21 protein-coding genes are annotated in these 26,075 nt (G+C 37.3%); 9 read left to right on the top strand and 12 right to left on the bottom strand.

From position 1 onward, the window contains the following. Positions 1 to 107 precede the first annotated feature (107 nt). On the top strand, positions 108 to 1,253 hold the full coding sequence (locus tag ODR02_RS00395; protein ID WP_309511278.1) for an MFS transporter: 1,146 nt from the start codon (positions 108 to 110) through the stop codon (positions 1,251 to 1,253). On the opposite strand, the gene ODR02_RS23550 is transcribed toward ODR02_RS00395, so the two are convergent. The 3 genes from ODR02_RS23550 to ODR02_RS00405 form a co-directional block, all read right to left on the bottom strand. Next, positions 1,250 to 1,444, bottom strand: coding sequence for a bacteriocin-like protein (locus ODR02_RS23550; protein WP_408914735.1), 195 nt, complete (start codon positions 1,442 to 1,444; stop codon positions 1,250 to 1,252). The genes ODR02_RS00395 and ODR02_RS23550 overlap by 4 nt on opposite strands. A gap of 93 nt (positions 1,445 to 1,537) precedes the next feature. Continuing rightward, entirely contained in the window at positions 1,538 to 3,034 is a 1,497-nt protein-coding gene (putP, locus tag ODR02_RS00400) for a sodium/proline symporter PutP (RefSeq protein ID WP_209784853.1), read from the bottom strand. 194 nt (positions 3,035 to 3,228) lie between these two features. Next, complete coding sequence (locus ODR02_RS00405) at positions 3,229 to 4,524, bottom strand: Ig-like domain-containing protein (RefSeq protein WP_309511279.1); 1,296 nt, start codon at positions 4,522 to 4,524, stop codon at positions 3,229 to 3,231. A gap of 233 nt (positions 4,525 to 4,757) precedes the next feature. Here ODR02_RS00405 and ODR02_RS00410 point away from each other — a divergent pair, with 233 nt between their 5' ends. From ODR02_RS00410 to ODR02_RS00440, 7 genes are all read left to right on the top strand, one after another. Next, positions 4,758 to 5,642 carry a cupin-like domain-containing protein gene (locus ODR02_RS00410; protein ID WP_209784855.1) on the top strand — a complete coding sequence of 295 codons (885 nt, stop codon included), beginning with the start codon at positions 4,758 to 4,760 and terminating at the stop codon, positions 5,640 to 5,642. Positions 5,643 to 5,767: 125 nt separating this feature from the next. Beyond that, positions 5,768 to 6,481 (top strand): hypothetical protein, encoded by a 714-nt coding sequence (locus tag ODR02_RS00415; protein ID WP_309511280.1) that lies wholly within the window; start codon positions 5,768 to 5,770, stop codon positions 6,479 to 6,481. Positions 6,482 to 6,537: 56 nt separating this feature from the next. Next, complete coding sequence (locus ODR02_RS00420) at positions 6,538 to 7,074, top strand: TetR/AcrR family transcriptional regulator (protein WP_309511281.1); 537 nt, start codon at positions 6,538 to 6,540, stop codon at positions 7,072 to 7,074. 12 nt (positions 7,075 to 7,086) lie between these two features. After that, positions 7,087 to 7,620: a Crp/Fnr family transcriptional regulator gene (locus ODR02_RS00425; protein WP_309511282.1), complete on the top strand. Its 534-nt coding sequence runs from the start codon at positions 7,087 to 7,089 to the stop codon at positions 7,618 to 7,620. A gap of 66 nt (positions 7,621 to 7,686) precedes the next feature. Next, positions 7,687 to 8,070 (top strand): hypothetical protein, encoded by a 384-nt coding sequence (locus ODR02_RS00430; protein WP_209784859.1) that lies wholly within the window; start codon positions 7,687 to 7,689, stop codon positions 8,068 to 8,070. A gap of 134 nt (positions 8,071 to 8,204) precedes the next feature. Next, positions 8,205 to 11,015, top strand: coding sequence for a TonB-dependent receptor (locus ODR02_RS00435; protein ID WP_309511283.1), 2,811 nt, complete (start codon positions 8,205 to 8,207; stop codon positions 11,013 to 11,015). 7 nt (positions 11,016 to 11,022) lie between these two features. Beyond that, complete coding sequence (locus ODR02_RS00440; protein WP_209784861.1) at positions 11,023 to 12,057, top strand: phytase; 1,035 nt, start codon at positions 11,023 to 11,025, stop codon at positions 12,055 to 12,057. Between the two features lie 393 nt (positions 12,058 to 12,450). Here the strand turns inward: ODR02_RS00440 and ODR02_RS00445 are convergent, their stop codons facing one another. After that, the gene (locus ODR02_RS00445; protein ID WP_209784862.1) at positions 12,451 to 14,700 is read right to left on the bottom strand and encodes an ATP-binding cassette domain-containing protein; all 2,250 of its coding nucleotides are present in this window, start codon (positions 14,698 to 14,700) and stop codon (positions 12,451 to 12,453) included. Between the two features lie 51 nt (positions 14,701 to 14,751). On the opposite strand from ODR02_RS00445, the gene ODR02_RS00450 reads away from it, so the two are divergent. Further along, positions 14,752 to 15,174, top strand: a complete 423-nt coding sequence (locus ODR02_RS00450) for a MarR family winged helix-turn-helix transcriptional regulator (protein ID WP_209784863.1) — start codon at positions 14,752 to 14,754, stop codon at positions 15,172 to 15,174. Between the two features lie 9 nt (positions 15,175 to 15,183). Here the strand turns inward: ODR02_RS00450 and ODR02_RS00455 are convergent, their stop codons facing one another. The 8 genes from ODR02_RS00455 to ODR02_RS00490 form a co-directional block, all read right to left on the bottom strand. Further along, the gene (locus tag ODR02_RS00455; protein WP_309511284.1) at positions 15,184 to 15,906 is read right to left on the bottom strand and encodes a sterol desaturase family protein; all 723 of its coding nucleotides are present in this window, start codon (positions 15,904 to 15,906) and stop codon (positions 15,184 to 15,186) included. Between the two features lie 79 nt (positions 15,907 to 15,985). Then, the gene (locus ODR02_RS00460; protein WP_105682721.1) at positions 15,986 to 16,255 is read right to left on the bottom strand and encodes a hypothetical protein; all 270 of its coding nucleotides are present in this window, start codon (positions 16,253 to 16,255) and stop codon (positions 15,986 to 15,988) included. A 259-nt stretch (positions 16,256 to 16,514) separates the two neighbouring features. Further along, positions 16,515 to 17,855 (bottom strand): S41 family peptidase, encoded by a 1,341-nt coding sequence (locus ODR02_RS00465; protein WP_309511285.1) that lies wholly within the window; start codon positions 17,853 to 17,855, stop codon positions 16,515 to 16,517. Positions 17,856 to 17,861: 6 nt separating this feature from the next. After that, entirely contained in the window at positions 17,862 to 18,605 is a 744-nt protein-coding gene (locus ODR02_RS00470) for a hypothetical protein (RefSeq protein ID WP_309511286.1), read from the bottom strand. A gap of 180 nt (positions 18,606 to 18,785) precedes the next feature. After that, positions 18,786 to 19,709: a T9SS-dependent choice-of-anchor J family protein gene (locus ODR02_RS00475; RefSeq protein ID WP_309511287.1), complete on the bottom strand. Its 924-nt coding sequence runs from the start codon at positions 19,707 to 19,709 to the stop codon at positions 18,786 to 18,788. A 76-nt stretch (positions 19,710 to 19,785) separates the two neighbouring features. Beyond that, positions 19,786 to 21,078 (bottom strand): hypothetical protein, encoded by a 1,293-nt coding sequence (locus ODR02_RS00480; RefSeq protein ID WP_309511288.1) that lies wholly within the window; start codon positions 21,076 to 21,078, stop codon positions 19,786 to 19,788. A gap of 321 nt (positions 21,079 to 21,399) precedes the next feature. Next, on the bottom strand, positions 21,400 to 22,686 hold the full coding sequence (locus ODR02_RS00485) for a hypothetical protein (protein ID WP_309511289.1): 1,287 nt from the start codon (positions 22,684 to 22,686) through the stop codon (positions 21,400 to 21,402). Positions 22,687 to 22,743: 57 nt separating this feature from the next. After that, on the bottom strand, positions 22,744 to 26,046 hold the full coding sequence (locus ODR02_RS00490) for a TonB-dependent receptor (RefSeq protein WP_209784869.1): 3,303 nt from the start codon (positions 26,044 to 26,046) through the stop codon (positions 22,744 to 22,746). Between the last annotated feature and the right edge of the window lie 29 nt (positions 26,047 to 26,075).

The following is a 26,075-nucleotide window of genomic DNA, read 5'->3' on the forward strand; positions in this document are numbered from 1 at the left end:
ACAATGTTTTTTTGAGGGTCACTTTCAAAAAGGTAAGTATAGAACTAAAAGGTAAGTATATAGTTTTCTGAAAGTCTATTCTGCAAATTTGCAAAAAAATAATGAAAATGAACAGAAATCTTTATGTGCTGGCACTCGGTGTTTTCGGAATTACCACTACGGAATTCGGAGTGATTGGAGTATTGCCAGAAATTGCTTCAGCTTTCCATATCCCTATCGAAAAAGCAGGATGGCTGCTCAGTACCTTTGCATTAATTGTTGCCGTTTTTGGGCCTTTTATGCTGATGATATTATCTTCATTCAAAAGAAAGAATCTGCTACTTTCGTCTCTATTTATTTTTGTCGCTGCCAATATTCTTTCTGCCTGTATCACCAATTTTTATCTGCTTCTTATCGTAAGAATGATTCCTGCATTTTTTCATCCGGTTTATTGGTCTATTGCACTGTCGGTCGCAGGAGAAGCTTCAAATATTAAAGAAAAATCCAGGGCTGTAAGTATTATCTTTTCCGGTCTTACGCTGGCAACGGTAATGGGAGTTCCGCTGGCTACCTTTATGTCTGATTTCTTTTCCTGGCAGTCCTCTTTCCTGCTTACTGCATTAATTAATGTAGCAGCGCTGGCAGGGGTTTGGATCTATTTGCCGGAGATTCAAAATATAAATGGAGATTCAAAGGGTTTCCCAACTAAAATATTTCACAACAAACAATTATGGATTGGGCTCTTCCTAGCGTTTTTCACTATTGCTGCTATGTATTCTACTTATGGATATATGGCCGACTATCTAAAGAATGTAACCCAAATGGATGGCAAACAAACCAGTCTTATGTTTTTCCTGTTTGGAACGGTTGGAGTTGCGGGAAACAGAATTGCAGGAAAATATATGAGCAGATTTCCCTTCCAGACAACTCTTATGTTTTTAATTCTATTATCAGGAATTCATTTGTTAATAGGACATTATGGAAATCAATTTCTACCTATGATATGGATTATCGGATGTTGGGGGCTGGTTCATTCCGGAGGTTTTCTGATCAGTAATATGAATATCACTTCTTCCATTTCCGGTTCTTCGGAGTTTATCAATAGTATTTTTACTTCCTGCGGGAATTTTGCTGTAACAGCGGGTACTTTATTTGGAGGATTCTGGATTGGCCGTTATGGGATAGAGCACATAATTTGGTCAAGCATTATAGGATTGACTCTCGCTCTTATATTGGTGCTTATCAAAAGGAAGTATACAGAAACTAAACTTTAATATGCTGATGTGAGGCAACCACATGCTATACATTCACTCTCTGCAGGTGGGCGACCTCGTGTGATTGATTTTAAATTTTGTCTCCCGATTTTCTTTAGATTTTTCATGATCAATAAGTTGTTGGGTTGAAATAACAAAATAGTAAAAAAATGTAAACCATCTTTAATACAGATTATTAAATAGCAATACATTAAAATATAATAGGCTGGGAAAAAATGAAAAAAAATATACCCTCACTGTTTAGCAAGGGTATATTATTGTTGTATCATTGCAAAGGTTCTATATTACTCCTGCATTATTTTTTTAACTTCATTAAACTCGCTTTCAATAACAGCATCTGGTTTATAGGTTGATAATGAAACAATCACATTAGTCAGCAGAGAAAGGGTAAACCCAGGAATGATTTCGTACCAGTCTTTTAGTGGATGCTGAAGATAGACCCATGCTAAAACCGTAATTCCTCCTACCATCATCCCGGCAAAACCTCCCTGCCATGTTGCCTTTTTCCATAAAAGAGACAGCAGGATCAGCGGTCCGAATGCAGAACCAAAGCCGGCCCATGCATTTCCTACAAGATTAAGAATACTATCCTTGGGATCCAGGGATAAAAGTACTGCAATGACGGCTACGAGTAAAACAGAAAGTCTGCTCGCCATTAATAATTGCCTGGAAGTTGCTTTTTTATTAAGAAAAGCTTTGTAAATATCTTCTGTTAATGAACTTGAAGTCACCAATAACTGGGAAGAAATCGTACTCATTACTGCTGCGAGAATGGCTGTAAGTAAAAATCCTGCAATAAACGGATGGAATAATATACGGGAGAAATAAATAAAAATAGTTTCTGCTTCCGTCTTTGATCCGTCAAACTTCATCATAGTATTCATATCGAACTTTTGCAGATAAGCGATTCCTACCAATCCTATGGCCAGAGCTCCTGCTACAGTAAAGATCATCCATGTAATCCCTATGCGTCTTGCTTTAATCAGATCTTTCGGTTTATCAATAGCCATAAAACGGACCAGAATATGAGGCTGACCACAATATCCTAATCCCCATGCCAATAAAGACATAATACTTACGGTGGTGGTTCCTCTGAACAGATCCAGATATTTTGGATTTTTTGCTTCAATCAGGGAAAACGTCTCTCCCACACTTCCGATTTGAGTAATCGCTACAATAGGAACAATCACCAATGCCAACACCATGATGGTGCCTTGCACAAAATCAGTAAGACTTACTGCCAGAAATCCACCTAGAAATGTATACAGCACTACTACCAGACTTGTCAGGAGCAAGCCTACAGTATAATCCATCCCGAAAGCTGATTCGAATAATTTTCCTCCGGATACCATTCCTGCAGAAGTGTACAGAGTAAAAAATACCAGAATAAAAATAGAGGATGTGATTTTCAGAAGCTGATTTTTATTTTTAAACCTGTTTTCAAAAAATACAGGTAGTGTAATGGCATTCTGTGCCACTTCTGTATAAATTCTGAGCCTTGGGGCTACAATAATATAATTGAGATAAGCTCCAATGGTTAAGCCTATCGCAATCCAGGAACTTGAAATTCCGGACAGATACATTGCTCCCGGAACGCCCATCAAAAGCCATCCGCTCATATCGGCTGCACCGGCAGACAGTGCTGTTACGGCAGCTCCCATTTTTCGGCCGCCAATTAAAAATTCTTCTGAATTACTTGTTGATTTTCTATAAGAATATATGCCTATACCTATCATTAATAACAGGTATAACCCCACAGAAATCCCTTCATATACTTGCATATCACTATTTTTACGAAGCCGAATATAACCTTTTTTTGAAAAAGGTTAAATCTTCTTCCATCCACAGAATCTTATGAAAAGGCTAAAAAAACCAGGAAATCAATACAATTTTAACACGCTACCAAAAATATAATCAAGGATAAAAGAAATTCATTTTCAGATCCTCCATATTAATTATCCCTTTATGAAAAAGGCTATTTATTGCCGGTTGTAAATTTTATAAGAAGTTTCTCGTCTCTTAGAGGATGACCTTCTTTAGAAATAAAACCTTTATTGGTAAGCACAAACTCATACTCTTTATTGGGTTTAAGATCTACTAATACCAGCAAAGTTTTGTTATTGTTTTCCATCCCTGCTATTTTTGTCATTGGATTATATTCTTTTCCCTTATCAGACAGATTGAAGGAATATTTCCCGGGAACCATTTCCTGTGAAAAAGTAATCCGGAGTTCTTTTGTATCTGCATTTACATCTTCGGAACCATTGGCTGGCTCTATTTTCACTACATAAGGTAATTTACTCTGATATTCTTTGACAAGCTTATCAATTTTTTCTTTGAAAAACTTTGATTTGTCCAGAAAGTCTTCCACAGATTTATTATCACTATAGTTCAGTTCAATAATATCTTTGATGGCCTGTTTTTTATCTTTTGCATTCTGGTAGTACATTTTACTGATCACATATCCTACATAATAACCTAAATCTGCACCTTCTCCTTTTTGTCTTCCGTTATAAAACCAGTTGGCAAGATTACTGGTAAACATTTCTTTTTTAAACTGGGCTTTAACTTCAACGTCATGAGCAGTTCCGTAAGAAATATATTTTCTTTCGGGAGATTCTTTCATCGCAAGTTCGGCAATCAGATCGCATGATCCTTCCTTGATAGCCTGGTTTAAAACCCTATTTTGATATCCCGTCTGCTGGGTATGTATATATTCGTGAATATTCAGGAAAACGATATTATCCAGAGACTGGTTTGCAAAAAGACTCTTCAACCATTCATCTTTGAATTCTGAGGTATCTGTAGACGGAAGTCCGGTGGCAAGTTCAGCCCCCACTAATACCATATCGCCACTCACTGTTCCTACTGCGTTAAGCCCACCAATTGTAAAATACATTTCAGCATCTTTAAGGGCAGGATACAGCTCCTTCAGTCTGGCAACACTAGCCTCCAGTTCTTGGGTCTTGGTTTTTATTGTTAAAGTATTCGGTCTCACTGAATTCCAGAATTTTGGATACTGGCCAATGACTTTTACATAAACGCTATCATTATAATTTCTGGCCTTCATAAAAGCTTTCAGCCCTTTTGTTGCTTTGTCGGTATAAAGTTTTTTAATAAGATCCAGCTTTCCGGAATGATCATTTGTTTTTTGGATGCTGTCATAAGCCACCCAAAAGTTATCAATATCTGAAGTAAAAATCTTGGCTGATTTTTGCGAAAAGGCAGTGCAAAATACAAGTGAAAAAATAATGGTAGTAAAACGTCTCATGGTTATTTTAAGAGAACAATTATACATACAATTATTGTATCTCACAAATATCTTTTACATCATCAAGACCGCAGATATCAAAGGAACAGAGGGTAAATTCACATCATAATAACTCTAAAAAAATGAAGCTTAAATAGTAATTTGTTATTTATTTATATTAATTCCAAATAATTTTAATTCTTTCCATTTTATTGTCGCAAATATTTAATACTTTAGCTTAATAATTTGAACGAATGGGAATAATCCTTAAACCAATTGATATTGTAGATGACATTTCACAAGAAGATTTCCGTGAAAAATATCTAAAGCCATGTAAGCCAGTGGTAATCAGAAATATGGCAAGAAAGTGGCCCGCCTATCAAAAGTGGACGATGGATTACATGAAGGAAGTAGTAGGCGACGTTGAAGTTCCCCTTTATGATAGTGCCAAAGCTGATCCAGCCGCTCCCATCAATACACCGACTACGAAAATGCCTTTTCGTGATTATGTTGACCTTATTCAGAGAGAGCCTACTGATCTGAGAATTTTCTTCTTTGATCCTATAAAATTTGCGCCAAAATTGTTGGAAGACTATGTTCCGCCAAAGAATCTTATGGGTGGATTTTTAGATAAATATCCCAGTATGTTTTTCGGAGGTAAAGGTTCTGTGACTTTTCTTCATTATGATATTGATATGCCGCATATTTTCCATACTCACTTCAACGGAAGGAAGCATGTTCTTCTTTTTGAATACAAATGGAAAACACGTCTGTATAAACTTCCTTATGCCACGTATGCACTGGAAGATTATGATATCGCCAATCCTGATTTTGAAAAATTCCCGGCATTGGACGGTATTGAAGGAATTGAATGCTTCCTGGAACACGGAGATACGTTATTCATGCCTACAGGTTGGTGGCACTGGATGAAGTATCTGGACGGATCTTTCTCTATTTCCCTGCGTGCCTGGGACAAAAGCTGGGCTGTAAAAGCACATTCTCTTTGGAATCTTGCTGTTCAGCGTAATTTTGATAATTTCATGAAAGGACGATACAAAAAAAGGTATATGGACTGGAAAGAAAGAAAAGCTGTAGAAAGAGCTCATATTGCCTTGAAAAAAGGGCTTCCCAAAAAGTAATAAAACTTTTTTAAATAATTAAAGAGTGGATGATTTACCCAGAATCATCCACTTTTTTATTATCTTTTAAGATGTAATTCAAAAATTAGGTAAATTGCAAAAACGTTCCCTTAATATCCGTCTATATGTTTGAAAAATTGATAGATAGTTTTGAAAAGCTATGCCTGCAGATTATTATTGAAATATTGCTGGTTCCGGTAACCATTTTCAAGTTGTTTCAGGATCCCCGCCGCTGTTATGATCTTTCTGTACATGAGATGGAAAAAGAAGAAACCGAGCGTTTTCAGGACTACCTTTCTCCCATCAAACTTTCTGTTTATACTTCTGTGATCATCTCTGTGCTTTTAATGGATTATGGAGGTGAGCATAATATTATTTCGAAGATCAAGGGATTAAGTATGGTGGAAAAGGCTCTGTTTATATTCCTCATGAATAATATTACTGCGGTCATCTTCAGTGTCGCTTTATTATGGTACAAAAAAGAGAAAGTCAATACTGTAACCTTCCGTACCTTATTATTTTCCTTCATTTATACAACTGTGTATACGTCTACTCCATTTTTTATACTCATCAGTTCGGCAATGTTTCTTGGACAAACATTGAATGTAGAATCTTATCTGGATCATATTGGGAAGGTGAATCAATATGGAACAAGAGATTATCTGTTTTTCCTGGTCTTTGTGGTTTTTATCATTATTGGAATAATTGGTATTTTCAAGCTATTCAAAGCATTACACTATATCCTGAAGAATAATTTCAGCTACCATCCTTACGTTGTTTGGTTTTTTACAGTGCTCTTCTTTGTCATTCAGCTTTATTATGCCAGAGGATTCATTTAGAAATCAACACATACCAATCTGTTCATATTTCCTTACCTTTGTAAAAATCTTACATCATGCCCCGACCTCGAGAAAGAATATTAAGCACCGCTATGGTTCTCTTCCATCAACAAGGCTATAACAGTACGGGGATTAATCAGATTATTGACGAGGCTGAAGTCTCAAAAGCAAGCTTTTACCAGCATTTCAAATCTAAAGATGACCTTTGCATCGAATTTCTTAATAAAAGGTATGATTACTGGGTTTCTGAACTTGAAAAATTTACATCAGAAGCAGAAACAGTACAGGAAAAAATCCTGAAGTCATTTGATTTTTTGATGGATATGAATAAAAGAGAAGATTTCAGAGGATGCAGTTTCCTGAATATTTTATCTGAAATTCCTGCTGATAAGGAAGAAATTCACAAAGTAATCCGCCATCATAAAAATAAACTCAGAGAATGCTTCAATGAAGACATTCAAAACGATATGGTTTCAGCTCATGTTTACCTTCTTTTTGAAAGTTCAATCCTGACCAGCCAGCTGTACAGGTCTGATGAACTGATTGAAAAGTCTAAAATTATTGTAAAGGAAATACTGAGCACCTCACTTTAATCCTTTTCAGATATGCATATTCCGGATATTCATTCTTTTTTTAAATCAGATCTTCATGTATTATCTGAAGTTACGTATCCTGCTAAAACCATCCTGCTTGAAGAAGGAAAAGTTTCAGATAAGATGTTCCTGGTAAAAAACGGAGCCTTAAGAGTATTTTTCTATCAGGACGGAAAAGAACTTACATTGGAATTTATTACAGAAAATCAAGCCGTTTCATCTTTTAACAGCTTCCTGAATGGTACCCAAAGTGAGTTTATCATAGAAACACTGGAATCTTCCACAGTATATGAGATGCATGTAGATGTTTTTCATAAACTCATGGAAGGTCGGGAGTTCCAGCAAACTTTTCATCCTCTTTTTTACAGGCGCTTCAGTGAAATTAATAATCGCCTGGTTTCTTTTATTAAAGATTCTCCACAGAAAAGATATGAACAGCTTTTAAAAGACAGACCAGAGCTTCTTCTCCGTTTCCCACAACATTATATAGCTTCCTATCTGGGAATTACCAGTGTTTCACTAAGCAGAATCAGAAACCGCAGATAATTTCTTTACAATTGTTATCGTTTACTGACCCATCTCTGAGATAATTTTGTTTCAAATAATAAAGTTATGAAACATTTTATCCAACAGGTTTTCAGCGAAGTTCTGGAAAACCCTGTATTTGACGAATTACTCATTGAAAAGTATTTCTCAAAAAATTACATCCAATTCGTTGACCGCCAGCAATTAAATTATGAAGAATTTGTCCTTCATATTAAAAAACTGAAAGAAAAAGTGGCAGAACAAAAGATTGAGTTTATCAGCCATGCTGAAAATAACAACATCATCTTTACCCATCATGTGGTACATTCTAAATTAAAAGACGGAAGTTTTGTTATCCATAAAGTACTGGCAGAATTTACCATTCAGAATAATAAGATCATACGATGTGATGAACTGACTGTAGTATTGGAAGGAAATCAAGCCGAGAAAAATCTGGGATCTGAAATATAGAGCATAAAACGATATTGCCTTACCGTATTAAGTTTCTATATTAACAATTCTTAAGATAATCTTAATTTTCCCTTCAACACTTTTCCCAAACAGACGTTTAATTTTGTTGCGATTTTTATCTAAAACTAAGAAAAGTGAAAAAAATTTTTACGTCTGTTTTATTTTGTGCTTCAATTTTTTTCTATGCACAAACCGGTTCTCTTTCCGGAAATATCAACGATGATTCGAAGATAGCCCTGCCAGGAGCCAAGATTTCCCTAAGTCCGGGAAATATTTATACAACTTCTGATGAACATGGAAACTTTGTATTCCTGAATGTTCCACCAGGAAGTTACACCATGAAAATTGATTATCTCGGTTATGGCGTACATGAATATAATGTAACGGTAGAATCTGAGAAAAATACCCGTCAGAATATTATTTTCGACAAGAAAGAAACGTCTATTGCAGAAGTTGTAGTCTCTGGATCCACCCTAAAAAATCAAGCCAGAGCTTTAAACAAGCAAAAAAATAACGCCAATATCACCAATGTAATTTCTTCGGATCAGATCGGTCGTTTTCCTGATGCCAATATCGGGGATGCCCTGAAACGCGTACCGGGGATCACCATACAGAATGATCAGGGTGAAGCCAGAAACCTTATCATCAGAGGGCTTGCACCGAATCTGAACTCCGTCACCCTGAATGGGGACAGAATTCCGTCTGCTGAAGGTGATAACCGTAATGTCCAGATGGACCTGATTCCTTCCGACATGATCTCTACGATAGAAGTTAATAAAACCCTGACTCCGGATATGGATGCCGATGCCATCGGAGGGTCTGTAAACCTTATTACCAGAGCTTCCCCGAACGGACAGAGGATTTCTGCGACCGTTGCAGGAGGATACAATCCCATTCGTGAAAAAGGAAATTATACAGCGGGATTTGTGTATGGAAATAGATTTTTGGATAAAAAACTAGGAGCTGTATTCAGTTTTTCTTATAATAACAACAATTTTGGTTCAGATAATATTGAACCTGTATGGAGCCAGGCTAATGATCTTGCCCAAACAGTGTATGTCAGCAAAATGGGAGTACGTTATTATAATGAGCATCGTATCAGACACAGTTTTGATCTTAATATGGATTATGAATTTAATTCTAAAAACAAGATCTACGCTTCTGCCATGTACAATTTCAGAAATGATAAAGAAACCAGACTGGCATTAGGATATAAAATAAAACCTGTCTACAGCGCCGATGAAACGGAGATTACTGATTGGAAAGGAAGTATTACAAGACAGAATAAAGGCGGTGATGCCGATAATGACAATACCCGCCTGGAAAAACAAAGAGTTCAGAACTATGCTTTAAGAGGAGAACATTTATTAGGTTCTAAAGTAGATCTTGACTGGTCTGTCAACTATGCCATTGCAAGTGAAGATAAGCCTCACCAGCGTTATATAGAGTTTGAAAACAGCAAAATGAATTTCTCTCCAGACCTTAGTAACCCTGAAAAGCCAACATTTAATCTCTTGGCAGCAGACAATCTGGGCAGCTACAAACTGAGTGATCTTTCGGATGCCAACAACTTTACACAGGAAAAAGAATTAGGAGCAAAAGTGAATGTACGTTTTCCATTTTCTGTGATTAATGGACAGAAAGGGCGTCTTCGTACCGGTTTCCGTATGCGTCTGAAGAAAAAGGAAAGAGAGAATGATTTCTATGCTTTCACTCCAGTCAGCAATATGGGAAGTCTCTTATCTGTACCAACAATCAACCTTGATGGTCATAATTTCCAGGCCGGAAATTATGTTCCGGGAACATTTGTTGATCCTTCATTCCTTGGAAGTCTGAATTTATTCAATCCAAATTTGTTTAATGGTAAGCTGAAGCCTGAAAAGTATCTTTCCAGCAACTACAGTGCAAAAGAGCAGATCTATGCAGGTTACGTCCGTTGGGATCAGGATTTCAATGATCAATTATCCATGATTGTTGGAGCACGTATTGAAACTACCCAGATAGATTACACCGGAAATTATGTGATGAATGAAAAAGATCTTGTAGGAAAAATTAATAACACCAATACGTACACAAACGTACTTCCTAATATTTCCTTCAAATATGTTCCGATGCAGGATCTTGTACTTCGTGCAGCATTCACAACAGCTCTTGCCCGCCCGAACTATTATTCACTGGTTCCTTATCTGAATGTTATTTCAGAGGATGAGATCGTTGCAGCAGGAAATCCAAACTTAAAGGCAACCTATGCTTATAATTTTGATTTCATGGCAGAAAAATATTTTAAGTCTGTGGGAATTCTTTCCGGAGGAATTTTCTATAAAAACCTGAACGACTTTATTTATACCTATTCCAAAAGAAATTATACGGCTAATGACTTTGCCAGTGATTTTGCAGGACAGTCCAACCCCATTCCGGCAGGAGAAAGCAACTGGAAGTTTACCCAGCAGCGCAATGGTGACAACGTAGACATTTATGGTTTTGAAGTGGCTTTACAAAGACAGCTTGATTTTATTCCCGGAGCTTTCTGGAAAGGACTTGGAGTGTACGTAAACTATACCTATACCAAATCCAAAGCAAAAGGAATTACCAATGAAGATGGCATTGAAAGAACAGATGTAGGACTTCCGGGAGCAGCTCCTCATATGTTTAACGGATCTCTTTCCTGGGAAAACAAACGTTTTTCAGCAAGGGTTTCCATGAACTATGCCTCACATTATATTGATGAGCTGGGTGGCAAGGCGTTTGATGACCGTTATTATGACAAACAGTTTTTCCTTGATGCCAATGCTTCCTATAAAATTACAAGCCAGCTCAGAGTTTTTGCAGAAGCCAATAATCTTACCAATCAGCCGTTAAGATACTATCAGGGGATCCAAAGCAGAACCGCTCAGGCTGAATATTACAGACCAAGGTTTACGATGGGAGTGAAATTTGATTTTTAAAATACACATGAAAAACATACATTATATAGTAGCCCTTTCAGTTCTTCCTCTTGTGATCAACTGTACCGGGCAGAAAGAAGTAATAGAAAAATTAAAACCTACAGTGATCACAGAAACAGTGGTTCATGATACGGATGATCCCGCCATATGGATTAATCCTCAGGATGCTTCAAAAAGTATCATTATCGGAACAGATAAGGATACGGACGGCGGATTATATGCCTTCGATCTTAACGGAAAAATTATTAATAAGGTTTTGGGATTGAAACGTCCCAACAACGTTGATCTGGAATATGGTTTTATGCTGAATGGTAAAAAAACAGATATTGCTGCCGTAACGGAAAGGGAAACCAACAAAGTAAAGTTATATACACTTCCTGAGTTGAAAGAAATTGGAGAAATCTCTGTATTTGACGGAGAATCAGAACGTGGACCTATGGGAGTTTCCATGTATAAAAATCCGGAAACTGGAGAAATATTTGTCATTGCCGGAAGAAAATCAGGACCAAGTGACGGCTACCTTTGGCAGTACAAGCTGACTGAAAAGAATGGTGCTATAACAGGTGAAGTTGTTCGTAAATTTGGAAAATACAGTGGTCTGAAGGAGATTGAAAGTATTGCAGTAGATGATGAAATGGGTTATATCTATTATTCCGATGAGCAGTTCGGGGTTCACAAATATTATGCAGATCCGGAGAAAGGCAATGAGGAATTAGCCGTTTTCGGGAAAGGGGATTTTAAATCTGATGTGGAAGGAATTTCCATCTACCCTACTTCTAAAGGGAAAGGATATATCCTGGTTTCGAATCAGCAGAATGACACCTTCAATGTTTATTTAAGAGAAGATCAATCAAAAGGAAGAATTGCAGAAATTCCGGTTTCTACACTGGAAAGTGATGGGTCTGAAGTGACAAATGTTAATTTGGGTTCAAAATTTCCCAAAGGAGTTTTTGTTGCGATGAGCAATGGAAGAGTATTTCACCTTTACGATTGGAGAATCGTTGAGAAAGCGATCAAATCAGCTGTAAAAGCTACTAAATAAAAAAATAACTTTTACACCATTAAGGTCGATAAGGTTGTAAGAGTATTAAGTTGAGTTAAAGTCACGAGATTGCTTCACCTGCGGCTCGCAATGACAACATAGCCCATCTTAATACTCTTCACTTTTTAATTCTTCTTAATGGTTTATTATCTTGTTTTTCAACGCAAAGATTATTTCTTATGACGTACTATTTTAAGGGAGCTAAGAAAGAGTCGATTTGCAATCGACTGATGAAGCGAGGTGTTTATCCATAAGCTTTTTAAGCAGTTTTACGGCTATACTTTCCCGTCTTAAATGAATTATTTACATTTTAAACTTTACGTTTTTAATAATAATTTAAGCTAAGCTGTTATTGCCAACTAAAGGTAAATCAATCTTGACACAATACTCTTCTTACTGAATATGTTTCTTCAGAAACTCTGCGGTATATGATATTTTGTTTTTCAGCAGCTCCATCGGAGTTCCTTCAAACAATACTTCACCACCAAATTTCCCTGCGCCGGGCCCCATATCGATAATCCAGTCTGCCTGCGAAATAATATCAAGATTGTGTTCTATAACAATCAGCGTATTATTCTGATCTACAAGACCATTAAAAAATGTCAGCAGTTTTTGGGTATCACTGGGGTGCAGTCCTGTACTGGGTTCATCAAGAATAATGATCTGATTGGTGTTTTTCAGCTCTCTTGTCAGTTTCAGACGTTGTCTTTCACCTCCGGAAAAGCTATCCAGCCTTTGTCCTAATGTCAGATAATCAAGACCTAATTGTATCAGCAGATCAAAATTTTTAAGAATAAATTCTTCTTTAAAAAAATCAACTGACTCAGAAACGGTCATATTCATCACTTCCACAATTGTTTTTCCGTTGTATCTGTATTGCAGCACATCAGGATCAAATCCCGAGCCTCCACACACTTCACAAGGCTGTTCAATATCATCCATAAAAGCAAGATCAATCTTTTCTATTCCCAATCCTTTACAATTTTTACAGGCTCCTTCACTGTTTCTGCTGAACAGTTTATCTGAAACATGATTAGACTGTGCAAAAAGCTTACGGACAATATCTGATATTCCCAGGTAAGTAAGCAGATTGGAGCGGGCACTTGCAGCAAACAAAGATTGATCAATAATGGTCACATCCGGATAAAGTTCAGGCAGAATACGGTTAATCAGGGTGCTTTTTCCAGATCCTGCAACTCCTGTTACCACTGTCATTACCCCAGTCGGAATATTTACAGTCACATTTTTAAGGTTATACCTGTTGGCATTTTTTATTTCCAGATAGCCATCAGGTTTTCTGAATTTTTGTTTGATGGAAGGTTTCTTTGTGAAATAAGAACCTGTTTTACCTGTCGAGTTTTTCAGGTTTTTAAATGTTCCGTCGTATACCACTTCTCCTCCATTTCTTCCTGAACCAGGACCTATATCAATCACCCAATCCGCCATTTTGATCAGATCCGGATCATGCTCTACGATTAAAACAGAGTTTCCTTTATCCCTGATCTGTTTTATAATAGTGATGATATTCTGCAGATCTTTGGGATGAAGACCAATACTGGGTTCATCAAATATGTATAAAAGATCTATCAGGCTGTTTCCCAGGCTCCGCACCATTTTTATACGTTGAGATTCTCCTCCGGAAAGCGTATTGGTACTTCTGTCCAGCGTCAGATACTGCAATCCTATCGTGATGATATTCTGCAGTTTTGCGGAAAGCTCTTTGATGACAACTTCATATTGCTTTGAATCCAGTGAAGTAATGAACTCAAGCAGTTCATCCACTGAAAGGGCCATACAGTCAGCAATACTTTTACCTTCGATTTTGCAGGACAATATTTTTTCATTCAACCGTTTTCCTTTGCATGACGGGCAGGTTTTGGTGATCACAATATTCTTCAGAGCATCTTTTCTTGTGATGTTTTCTTTGGAATCTTTTTTCAGAAATGCTTTTTCGATTCTTGGAACAATTCCTTCGTATTTTACCGTTTTTCCCCATTCTTTATGAGGGTGTTTCGGTTTGTGTTCCGGTGCATACAACAGAGTTTCCCATTCTTTATCGGTGAAATCCTTTAGCTTTTTATCATTATCAAAATAACCTGACAAAGTATATCTTGTTAAGCGCCATCCTCCAGGCTGAAAAGTAGGGAAACGGACAGCTCCTTCATGTAAAGACTTTTCTTGATCAATTAACGCATTCACGTTCAAAGTCTGAACAAAACCTAATCCTTCACATTCAGGACACATGCCCTGAGGATGATTAAATGAAAATACATTAGAATATCCTACAAACGGCTCTCCCATTCTTGAAAACAGCAACCGCAGGGAAGCAGACACATCTGCCGCTGTTCCCACAGTAGATCTGGCATTTCCACCCAAACGTTTTTGATTGATAATGATAGGAACATTAAGGTTTTCAATTTTATCTACATCCGGTACACCATAATGTTGCAAACGGTTTCTGATAAAACTGTTTTGAGTTTCATTAATCTGCCTCTGTGCTTCAGCCCCAATGGTTTCAAAAACCAAAGATGATTTTCCGGATCCAGATACTCCCGTAAAAACTACGATCCTGTACTTTGGAATTTTTATGGAAATATTTTTGAGATTATTCTGCCTGGCATTGGTAATTTCTATATTTTCCATGGTAAAAATGTTTAACTTTGTTAATAATTAACTAAGTTAAGTATATTTAACATGAAACCCATTGAAAAAGAATTTTTTAACACATTTACTGATTTTCAGTGCCTTATTCTGGCCCATATGAACCGGGGCGATATTAACGGAGTCACTGCAGCTCATTATAATATTATTGAATTTATCCTAAGAAAAGGAAAAATAACAGGAAAGGAAATATCAATGGCCTTCAACATCAGCCAGGCAGCCATATCAAAACAGATAAAATTTCTGATTGATCAAGATTTCATTACCCGGGAACGGGAGAAAACAGATCACAGGAAATTCAATCTTTCAGTAACGGATAAAGGAAGGTTTATTATAGATAATTCAGAAACTTTCCGTAAGGCTATCACGCACCAGACAGCTACTATACTTACCTCTGAGGAGTTAAAAAATTTTAATTATCTGCTGGATAAAGTACTGAACCATCTAAAACTGTAAAATGTATTGTTACTTATAGGTCCCAAATAATCTGTCCCAGATAGAAGTATAAAATCCGAAATTTTTGCTTTCATCCAAATGATGCTGATTGTGAAACCTCGTTGTTCCCACGAAGAAATGGTCAAAAGAAGCTGGAAAGAACTCTCTGTTCAAATGTCCTATAGTTCCCCAGATAAGGTTGATCAGAAGGTAAATTGAAACAGAAGTTACAGAAAAATCATAGCCTATGAGTAACACCAGCATCATCAATCCAAATCCTATGGTTTCAAAAGGATGCAGTACAAAAAGACTTAAAAAATTGGTACTGACATGCTCATGATGTTTTCCATGCAGCATTGTATAGATGAAAGGTAAATGAGCGGCAAAATGAAAAAAATACATCAGGAGATCCATTAAGAGAAGCAAAGCAACAACTTCCGCTATTATTCCAATTACAGATTGATTCTGTCCCAGCACAATCCATCCGGTTTTCCATAAGAAAGCTCCAAGCAGCAGTACAAAGCTATTACATACAATGGTAATCAGGCTGAGGTAAAAATCGGATCTTGCGACAGGATAATTTTTCTCCTGTAACTGGCTTTTACGGCAAGTCTTTTCAATGAAAACATATAATCCTATGGAGAACAGATACAGAAAAATATTAATGACCAGACTGAATATGATCCACTGTGGCCAGGAAAACTGCCAAAATACCTGTAAATAACCGGAAAGTTCTGTTTGATTAAAATTCATAAGCCCGTCATCCTTCAGCTTGATGTTATAAAGGTATGAATTTCATAGTAAAATCAACCGATAAAGTGCATTTCAGGGTTTATTTCTGTCTTGCCTTTCTTCTAAGCTCCCGAAGTCTTGACGTCAATTTCTTTCTTAAATCATTATGATATTCGCGGTAGTTTTTGATGCTGTTCTCCAGATTCTTTTTATTAAGCAGGTATTCCTCATACAGATTTCCTAGCTCTGAAATCTGTGTAACCACATCGGAAGGCTGGCTTTCTGGATCTTCTGCAGCTTCTATCAACAGACGGTAATATTCAATACGACTGGTCAGGTTCATGTGAAGTTTTGGTTCTATTCCCTGCATGATTTTGTGATTTTATGGTGTTCCTGAATAGGAAAAAGGTTTTATCCTTTTACTATTCGATATATTATTTTTTTATTATTAAATAAATCTTTTAATTTTTCCTGAACCATTAAGATTGTATTAAGACGTTAAGATTATTAAGATCAAGCTTCGCTTTAACTTAAGATCAGAATGATTGATCTTAACTCTACTTTATTTCTTCAAACTTCTTAATGGTTTAAAATATTGACATTCATTTCCTTTGTCTTTTCAATCCAAATTATTTTTCCATCATCACCGGAGGCACATCACTCTGATATAGAATTTTAACAATTCCGTTTTTTTCCTGACCTGCAGATTTGAAATAACCTCCATTAAGAGCAGAAGAAATAAGGGTTTCATTAGGATCGCCCAAAGGTAATATCGGCAGTCCGGCAAATTCATTGACATTGACCTGAGGGGAAATCCCATTGCTGTATTCTCCGGCTTCATTCGCGTTAAATACTTTATAAATTACCGGATGGATCTGCCAGGAAATTTTTCTCGGTTTACGTTTGTCTTCTACTACAAATCCTGCCATATCTTTTCCCAGTGTAGTATCTCCAATCTGAATAACCTGCATATAAGGTTTGAGATTATTCACAACAATTTCGGCTGCCGATGCTGTACTGTTCGATGTGAGGATAAAAACTTTCTGCAACCCCAATGCATTGGCACGCAATGCATTAAAATCAAGCGCTTTGGAATCATAAGCAATCTGTTGGGCAAATGTCCTTTTTATTTCACCTCCGTTTTTATTTCCTTTAAAAATGATGAATGGCGAACCAGATGACAACCCTGAAGGAATCAGTGAACAAAGTGCTGCCGCAGATGATACAGAGCCTCCATAATTGTATCGGAGATCGAGAATGAGTTCCTGTACTCCGGCAGCCTTAAATTCTGCAAATTTCTGGTTCAGGGTTTGTGTCATTCCGTCTGGGAAATCATAGATGTACAGATATCCTGCTTTTTTACCGTTTTTCTCAAAAACTTTAGATAAAACGGGCTGCTCAAAAGAGAAACCATAGTAAACGGTAATATTTTTTTCATCGGTTACAGCTCCGTTTTGCCATTTTCCAACGGTAAGTTCTACCACAGTCTGATCTTTAATGGAGGAAGCCATTGCTTCGGCATTCGCGGCTGTCATTATCTTTCCATTGACTTTGGTAATGATCATTCCCCGTTCAAGCCCTGAGTTAAAGGCAGGAGAGTTTTGAAGAACCAGCTTAACGATTGTAACAACCTGGTTATTGGCAAGCTTGGCAACGGTATAATCAAAACCATACATATTCCTTATGGAACGTGGATAGGTAGAGGAATCTTCAGTATTCACCATGAAAGAAAACCGATCCTGAGGAGAAAGCAGACTTTTAAAAAAATCTTTTACGGGAAGCCGGTAATCTGGCTTTACAGGCATTTGGTCTGCCCAGTAATAATATCGTTTCATGCTGTCCTGAACCCAGAGATTCACAGATTCTGTACTTCCTTCCGGAAAAACAGGTGCGCTTTCATCATTATTATTCGTACACGAAATGAGAAAGACTGCGATAGCAATGCATTGAAGTTTAAAAAAGTTTTTCATACACAATTACAGATATTCTGCGACATCAATATCTCCTTTTACCACCCATTCTCCATTTTCCATTTTTTCCTGAAGGACAATCATGTTAGCCCCAGTGTGCTGTTTTAATTTTACCTGAATCATTTTAGATCCGGAATAAGGTTCTGTAGTTCCCGGCTTGTACAATTCCAGATATACCGGAGCTGTAGAACTAAAAAAACTATAGATTTTCACTGCGGTAAAATTGTCTTTCCCAATATTGTCAAATTCTGCCAGTACCACTCCGTTTTCTCTTTTCAGAACGCCTTTTACATCTTTCAGGGTAGTACCGGAAATTTCGCCCAGATTGGGGAAAATGAATTCAAAACCTACTTTTCCAAAATTAACCTGAGGTTTTACCGCATACGTCTGCAGGTAAATTCCCGGAAGATTAAAAAAGTACAGGTCTTTATAGTCTTCTATATTGTCATATGTAATATTGTATTTTGCAATTTCGGTGCCTGTTTCATGGTTATAGACAGACAGTTTATTGGTTTCTCCCTGATCCAGTACAAACTGAAGCTGAGTTTCTATTTTATTGGTATAGGACGTTTTTCCGTCAATGGATACAGGCTGTCCGTTGAATCTCAGCTGAAGAGCATCCGGTTTGGAAAATCCCTTGATATTAACGTCTCCGGGTTTCTGTACCTTATCAGACAACTCCATTGTATTGCTGTCTGTGCATGAAAAAAGTACCGTAAAAAATAGGAGTAATGCAAAGATTTTATTCATCTTTCTCAATTATTTCATTGTAAAACTTAAAAATATTGCCCAGCCCTATAAGCGGGGCAATATATAATTATAAAAAAACTAGTTGGATATATTCTGAATAGCCTTCTTTCAAAGACTACCCATTATTTTATATAAAATTTCATGGTATTCCTAAAATCAGATTCTAAGAGACCTGAATGCTTATTTTTTAATAAATTTCAGTCTTTCCGTTGTCTTTCCGTCTGTAACTTCTGCGATATACGCTCCTGCTATAAGACCAGCTATATGAATACCTTTGGAATACTGAGTAGTCAATACTTTTTGTCCAGCTGCATTGTAAATATTAACTACCGTTGTAGTTTCTTTCAATGATGGATTAAGCTGCAGCTGTAAAAATTCTTTTACCGGATTTTCAGCTATTTGTGTTGTAATTTTGTTTCTTTTTATCTCCTTAGTTGTTAAAAATGAAGTAGCATAAATTCCCATTTCATCAATATTAATGTTCTGGATATTATTTCCACTTGCTTTTCTGTTCGCCCACATTCCGATATAGATTTTCTTCCCTGCGAAAGCAGAAAGATCTACAAGAGATTGTACAAACTCGGTAAGATCTGCCGGAAATGGATTGGCAGAATCTCCTACCTGTATTTTATAAAGACTCTGAATATCATTACCACCTGCATCTACCGTCATAGCCTGAAAATCAGCTAATGTAGGAACTTCTTTCTGTGGTGTACTTACATAGATAAAAAGATCTCTGGCAACAATAGTATGGGTAGTTCTCTGCCTTCCGATATTCGCAGCTAAAGTAACTGTACCTGCAGTATTAGTAAGATCAATCTGAGGAGAAATAATCCAGTCGTTTTCCGCGATAAATCCGTTAGCATTTCCACTTGGCACCAGACTGATAGAATGACGAAGAACACCTGAAGTTCCATAAGTAAGAGTAGTTCCGTTGTGGTAAATGTTTTGTCCCTGTACCCATCCGTTACCATTGCTGTTCAGATCATGGAATGTCCATCCCTGAAGATCAGCAGGAGTATCAAAAGAATTTCCCCATACCAGAGACTGCGCTGCAGCCAGGTGAGATAAAAACAGAACAGATGATAAAATTATTTTTTTCATAATACTGATTATTAATGTTTTTGAAGTAAAAGCAAGGAATCAGCATGTGCTGTTCCCTGCTTTTTAAAAGTTTTTATTATTCTACAATAGAGAAATTGTATTTTGTCCAAAGCCCCTGGAAGTTTCCACAGTTTCTTGGAGATACATTCCAACCCCCTTCGTTGAAGAAAGGCTGGCTCATACCCCATAGAGATGCAGGCGTACCAGTCGCCAGGTTAGCTGCAGGGATTCCTGCTGTTCCTGTACCTGTAACTGAAGTAGTAAATCCGTGGATCTGGATTGTGCTGTATGCTGAAGCTGAAGAAAGTTCAGAACCTGTACCTTCTACTTTGATACCCACAGGGTAACCTGTAACCACAGCGTTATTTAATGTTAATCTTCCGTGTCTTCTGATGTGGATACCGTTTTCATACAAAGCACCTTTAGTAGAGTTCTTAGAACCAACGATCGTAAGGTTGTTGATAACCGGGTGAGTCAACAATGTTGTAGAAGAACCCTCTGCGTTGTTATCAAGCTCGATACCATTAGAATCAGGGCTTGATCCGCTAAGACTGTGCGTAGAGTTGTAATCTGCCAAAGCTAATGCACAAGTGATTGTTCCTGTATATCCGTTATCGAAGTCGAAGTTATCATCATCTGCAGCAAAAGAAACAAGGTTTGAAGCGTTTACCGTACCTCCGAAGAATTCAAAAGAATCATCCTTTCCGAAAGATACCTGAATATGGTCCAAAGTAGTTCCGTTCCCTACTCCTCCTAACGTAAGACCATTGATTTCGTTTCCTGAGTTCGGCGCTAAAAGATCGTACCCAGCAAACTCAATACGTACATATTTCAATGTTCCACCGTTGTGAGAAGCATTGGTACCTCCGTAATAGAAATCAGGTCCAGATAATCCTTCAATCGTTTTTGTGAAAGGTGTGTTTGTAGGAGCGTCTCCTAAAATGATAACCCCACCGAAATCACCAGGAGCAGCAGTTGTATCTTCGTTTCCGTCTAACAATTTGTAGCTGGTGAAAATGATAGGTTGAGCTTCTGTACCCGCTGCGTTGATTTTTCCTGTTTTAGAAATTACCAAAACTCCTGTAGCTGTATTGTTTGTGCTTGGTTTAGCTTTAATGAATGTACCCGGCTGAATTGTTAATGTAGCACCATTTTTTACGGTTACAACTCCATTTAATTCAACTACACCACTCCATGTAGTATTTGAAGTAATATCACCGCTTACGCTGGTTACCGGAAGAGCAGAAGCTGTAAGGTACTCAGCAGAAGTAGATTTCATTTCGAATGGAGAAGATGAATCCGCCAGTTGATCGTTTTGACAAGCTGTAAGAGATAATGCTGCCACTGCAATTAGAGTTAGTCTTTTCATTGTTATAATTTTTAATAAATCCGGTCGTATTATTTTATACCAGATCAGTTTTTTATTCAGGAATATCTTCCTCTCTATTCCTTCGATTTGTTTTTTGGTGTTCATCCCATCGCTGCAGGAGGAACTGCATTGCGGGAGTTCCCATGGAAACCGTTAAAGCGTGGGAAAAGCTTTTAACGTCCGGTTTTTTCAGAACTGTACTGCTGTGCGCATCATCAGTTTTTTTCAGTTTTGATCAGGTTACCGAAACCTGTACGCTTCTATAATTAAGATATCTTTTTAATCTAAATTTCTATTTCCATGTTCATAAGGCTCATTTCCTTATTCTAGAATGGAGAAATTATATTTGGTCCAAAGTCCTTGAAAATTGCCACAATTCCTTGGTGATACATTCCATCCTCCCTCATTAAAAAATGGTTGATTCATTCCCCAACCGGAAGCAGAAATGCCAGTAGATAAGTTAGCCATAGGAATTCCTGATGTACCAGCCCCTGTGACGGCAGTTGTAAATCCGTGAACAAGGATGGTATTATAATTAGAGGCAGAAGCAAGCATTGAACCTGTACCTTCTACTTTGATTCCAACAGGATATCCTGTAATGGTAGCATCATTTAATGTTAATCTTCCATTTCTTCTGATATAAATTCCATTTCCGTACATAGCACCCATAGTGGATTTCCAAGGACCTATTATTGTAAGATTGTTCACTACAGGATGCGTTGCTAATGGTGTAGATGTTCCATCAATATTATTATCGAGTTCAATACCGTGAGAATCATTGACAGCCCCACTGAGACTATGTGTAGAATTATAATCTGCCAAAGCAAGTGCACATGTAACAGTCCCAGTATATCCATTATTAAAATCGAAATTATCATCATCTGGTGCAAAAGAAATCAGATTGGAAGCATTTACGTTTCCTCCATAAAATTCAAAGGAATCATCTTTACCATAAGACACCTGAATATGATCGATGGTGGTACCACTACCTACTCCGGCTAAAGTAAGGCCGTTAATTTCATGGATTGTATAAGGGAATATATCTGTTCCTCCGAATTCAATACGTACATATTTCACGATTCCTGCGTTATGATTTTGGTTAGTCCCACCATAATAATAATCAGGTCCAAAAAGTCCCTCAATGGTTGTTGTAGAAGGAGTATTCGTTAAAGCATCCCCCAGCAGGATTAATCCTCCAAAGTCGCCAGGCTCTCCAATAGTATCTTCATTACCGTCCAACAGCTTATAACTTGTAAAAATAATCGGCTGATTTTCTGTTCCTACTGCATTGATCTTCCCTGTTTTTGTGATGATCAGAACTCCTGACGGAGCTGTTGTTCCTTTTGGTTTTGCTTTAATATATGTTCCTGGAAGGATTGTCAGTGTAGCTCCATCTTTTACTGTTATTATTCCATCCATTTCGATGACTCCACTCCAGATTGTATTAGTGGTAATATTACCACTTACAGTAGTTACCGGAAGTGCAGAAGCTGTAATATATTCAGATGAAGTAGCCTTTATTTCAAACGAAGATTGCTTATCCTCTAATCTGTCATGCTGACAAGCTGTAAGGAATGATAATATGACAATTGGAATTAACTTTTTCATTGTACCGCTTTAATTATTGTGTTCTATTTTATTTAGATCTATATCTTGATTGTGTTTTTAAAACATATAGTTCACACTCAGGCTGAACATTCTTCCACTGTAAGCCCGAAACATAATCTTATCAATATTCTTGTCATACCTGTCTGTTGCACCTGGTAAAAGCCCCCATGCCTCCCTTTCAGTTCCGATTGCACTACCCAGTCCCAGTGGTATTACATAGGAATTGTAATTATTATAATATTCCTTCACTCTATTGAATAAGTTTCTTGCATTGAATTTTAATTCAAGGTTTTTGTTTCGAAGAAATTTATAGGAGATCTGTGCGTCTGCCACAGCATAAGGACGCTGTATTTCTTCTCCTTTGTAAGCATACCCAACGGTGATGTACTGATCTCCTTTAGCATTATATAAAAAGCTAAGTCCCAAACGATCACCATCATAGGTCAATCCAAGATTATAGGCATAAGGAGTCTGTCCATAGAGCGGGCGTTTTACTTCATAGGTTTCATCATTCTCACCTGTTTTATAAAGATCTTTAAAGGCTACTACCTTTGTATGATTATAGGTGAAGTTTCCGCTTATAAAAAGTTTTTCCAAAAAGGTTCCGTCTGCAATAAATCCTAAATTCTTTCTTACCTCAGCCTCTACTCCCAATAATTTTGCGTTTTTCGAATTACCATTATAGAGATATAGATTTCCTTCGCTGGAAATATGTCCCTCACGTTCTATGGGTCTGTCTATATTTTTATAATACAGCCCTGCAGAAAAGATTTCTCCCAATGCGGGAAACCATTCAAATTTGAAATCATAATTATTGATGACTGAAGATGTCATTTCTGTATTATAAATCAAACCATTAGCTATAGGGTCAAAATAGGGCAAACCAGTTCTTTCATTAAATTGCGGACGAATTACAGATCTGTTGTAGGCAAGTCTGAGATTCATTTTATTCGTAGGACTGTAGGTAAAGTTCATAGAGGGCATCCATTGCCACGGTTTATCCTCAATGGCCGCTCTTTCTACATTCTTGGTATCACTTGGGTCTAGCTGCTGAGAGATGAGATTATATTTAAAATATTCTGCCCGAAGTCCCCATACCAATCTAAATTTCTTCCAACGGTTATCAAACATGACAAAAACTGCGTGCTGATTAACTTCTCCTTCATATTTATCATTTTTATACAGTGCCCGGGTTTCCCATCCAATGCCTCCCGGTACATAGTGAGATCCATTGAACCATTCTGCAAGAGCTCCATACATTGTCAAATAATTTTTTTCACTATTCGGAACATTTCTGTTCTCATCTACTCGCAGAAAGAATTTTTGTTGTTGATTGGTATTATTTTTCAATGTTCCTGCATATCCTGTCTTCACCGTATTTTTTACGTTTCCAAAATCCAGATCCCATTTAACTGAAGCGCCATAATTGTAATCAGTCTCTTTATTGGCTATATATCCTCTATAAAAATTTCCTCCTGTATTATAAATTTTATGATAGGTCAGGATCTCACTCCCAATAAAATCATATAGCGTCAGATACTGAGTATAATCTTTAGTATCAGATGTTATACCGGTTCTTGCTGCAAACCAGTTGACTTCTGCGTTTCCTATTTTATGATTCCCTTCCAGTTTATTTTGTAGCAGCATCTGAAAAATGGGATAATTCGTATTATCAGTATAAGGCCTGTCTAAGTTTTTGATCTGAGCGGGATCATTATTGGGTATAATTCCGTTATAAAAATAATTGTAGGCTAATTCTGCATTGGAAGCCATGGCACTACCCGTAGTATATTCATTCCAACCGGTAACTCTTGTTAAGGTATTATCAAAAATATGAGTATAGGAATTACGGAATGAAATTCTGTTTTTCCCTAACTGAAGTCCGAAATTAAGCATCCCCGCAACTGTAGAGTTGTAATTATAGGAAGCACCTTTATTTTTGAAGTTATAAAATGGTATAGGAGCTACTCCTTTTGTTTCCCAATCTGCAACATAAGGTCCCGTGGTATCCAGCCAGTTTCCTCTTCCTGTGTGGTCAATGTCCAGTTTATTCTGTTCATTTCTGATGACAAATGCTCCTGCAAAACCCCATTTATTATTGTTTTTCAGCGCATATGTTCTTCCTAATGCCAGCTGTATATTAGATCCCATGTCACCTCTGGTTTTATAGGTGCTGAAATTATCATTGGTAAACTGTCTGGACTGCTCAAAAAATCTGGGATCTGTCCAGTTCATCGGTTCAAGTCCTTTAGGAAAATCCCTGCTTCCGTCATCATATCCGAAATAATCATACTTTCCCCTCTTACGGGTTAAAAATTCTTTGAAAGCAGACTGGTCGTTATATGAAGTTCCCAGGGTTACCGTTGTAAAATTTTCATTGGGAATATCTTTGGTTCTTACTTCCACGTAGCCACCTGCAAAGCTTGCATTCATATCTGGTGTTGCAGATTTGCTTACCACCACACTTTCTACCATGGCAGTAGGAATGATATCAAATGAGAAGTTCTGATTATAAGCTTCCGTACTGGGCAAGTTGATTCCGTCCATGGCTGCAGTATTCCAACGTTCTCCCATAGATCGTACTACCACATATTTATTATCGATGGTGGTGATACCTGTTACCCTTTTCAGTGTTCCTCCCACATCGCTGTCCGGCGTTTTGGAAATCTGCTCCGCTGAAATACCATCACTCATCTGAGCTGCTTTTTTCTGTTGGGCAAGAAGTCCCGCCTGAGTATCTGCTTTACGGGCAGCTGTGATAACAACTTCTTTGATGTCTGTAATTTTATCGGAAGCTTTGTTTAAAGCAAATGAAACAGAACTGGTTTCTTTATTGGTAACAGATAGTTTTTCAACCCTCAGCGTATTATATTTGGGAGCTTTTATCGTCAGATTATATGTTCCCGAAGGAAGATCTATGGTAAAATCTCCGTTATTATCTGTGACTACGGTTTTCTGAGCAATAGTAACTTCTGCTCCGGTAATGGGATTTCCCACCTCATCCACTATTTTACCGGAGATACGTCCGTTTCCCGGTACCGAAATGTTTGAACTTTCATATTTTATCGAAATAAGATCACCATGCAAACGGTAGATAACAGGAAGCCCGTTGGTAATATCCTTCAGGCAGTTGTTGACAGAAGTATTTTCGCATTTCACCCCTTTTACCTTCAGTTCTTTAATATCTACCTTGGAATAAGCCAGTCTCATTCCCGTTTTTCCGGCAAATTCTTCCAAAACTTCAATCAACGGTCTGTTGGCAGGTACGGAAAATGTTACTTTCTGAACCAGCTCCTGAGCTTCTGCGGCTACAGTAAAAAATAAGGCTGCTATGGTAATCCCACATTTCAAACTTTTCATACTTAATAGTGTTCTCTTGATTATGATTA

The organism is Chryseobacterium sp. CFS2, from assembly GCF_036543225.1.
GTDB lineage: Bacteria > Bacteroidota > Bacteroidia > Flavobacteriales > Weeksellaceae > Chryseobacterium > Chryseobacterium culicis_A.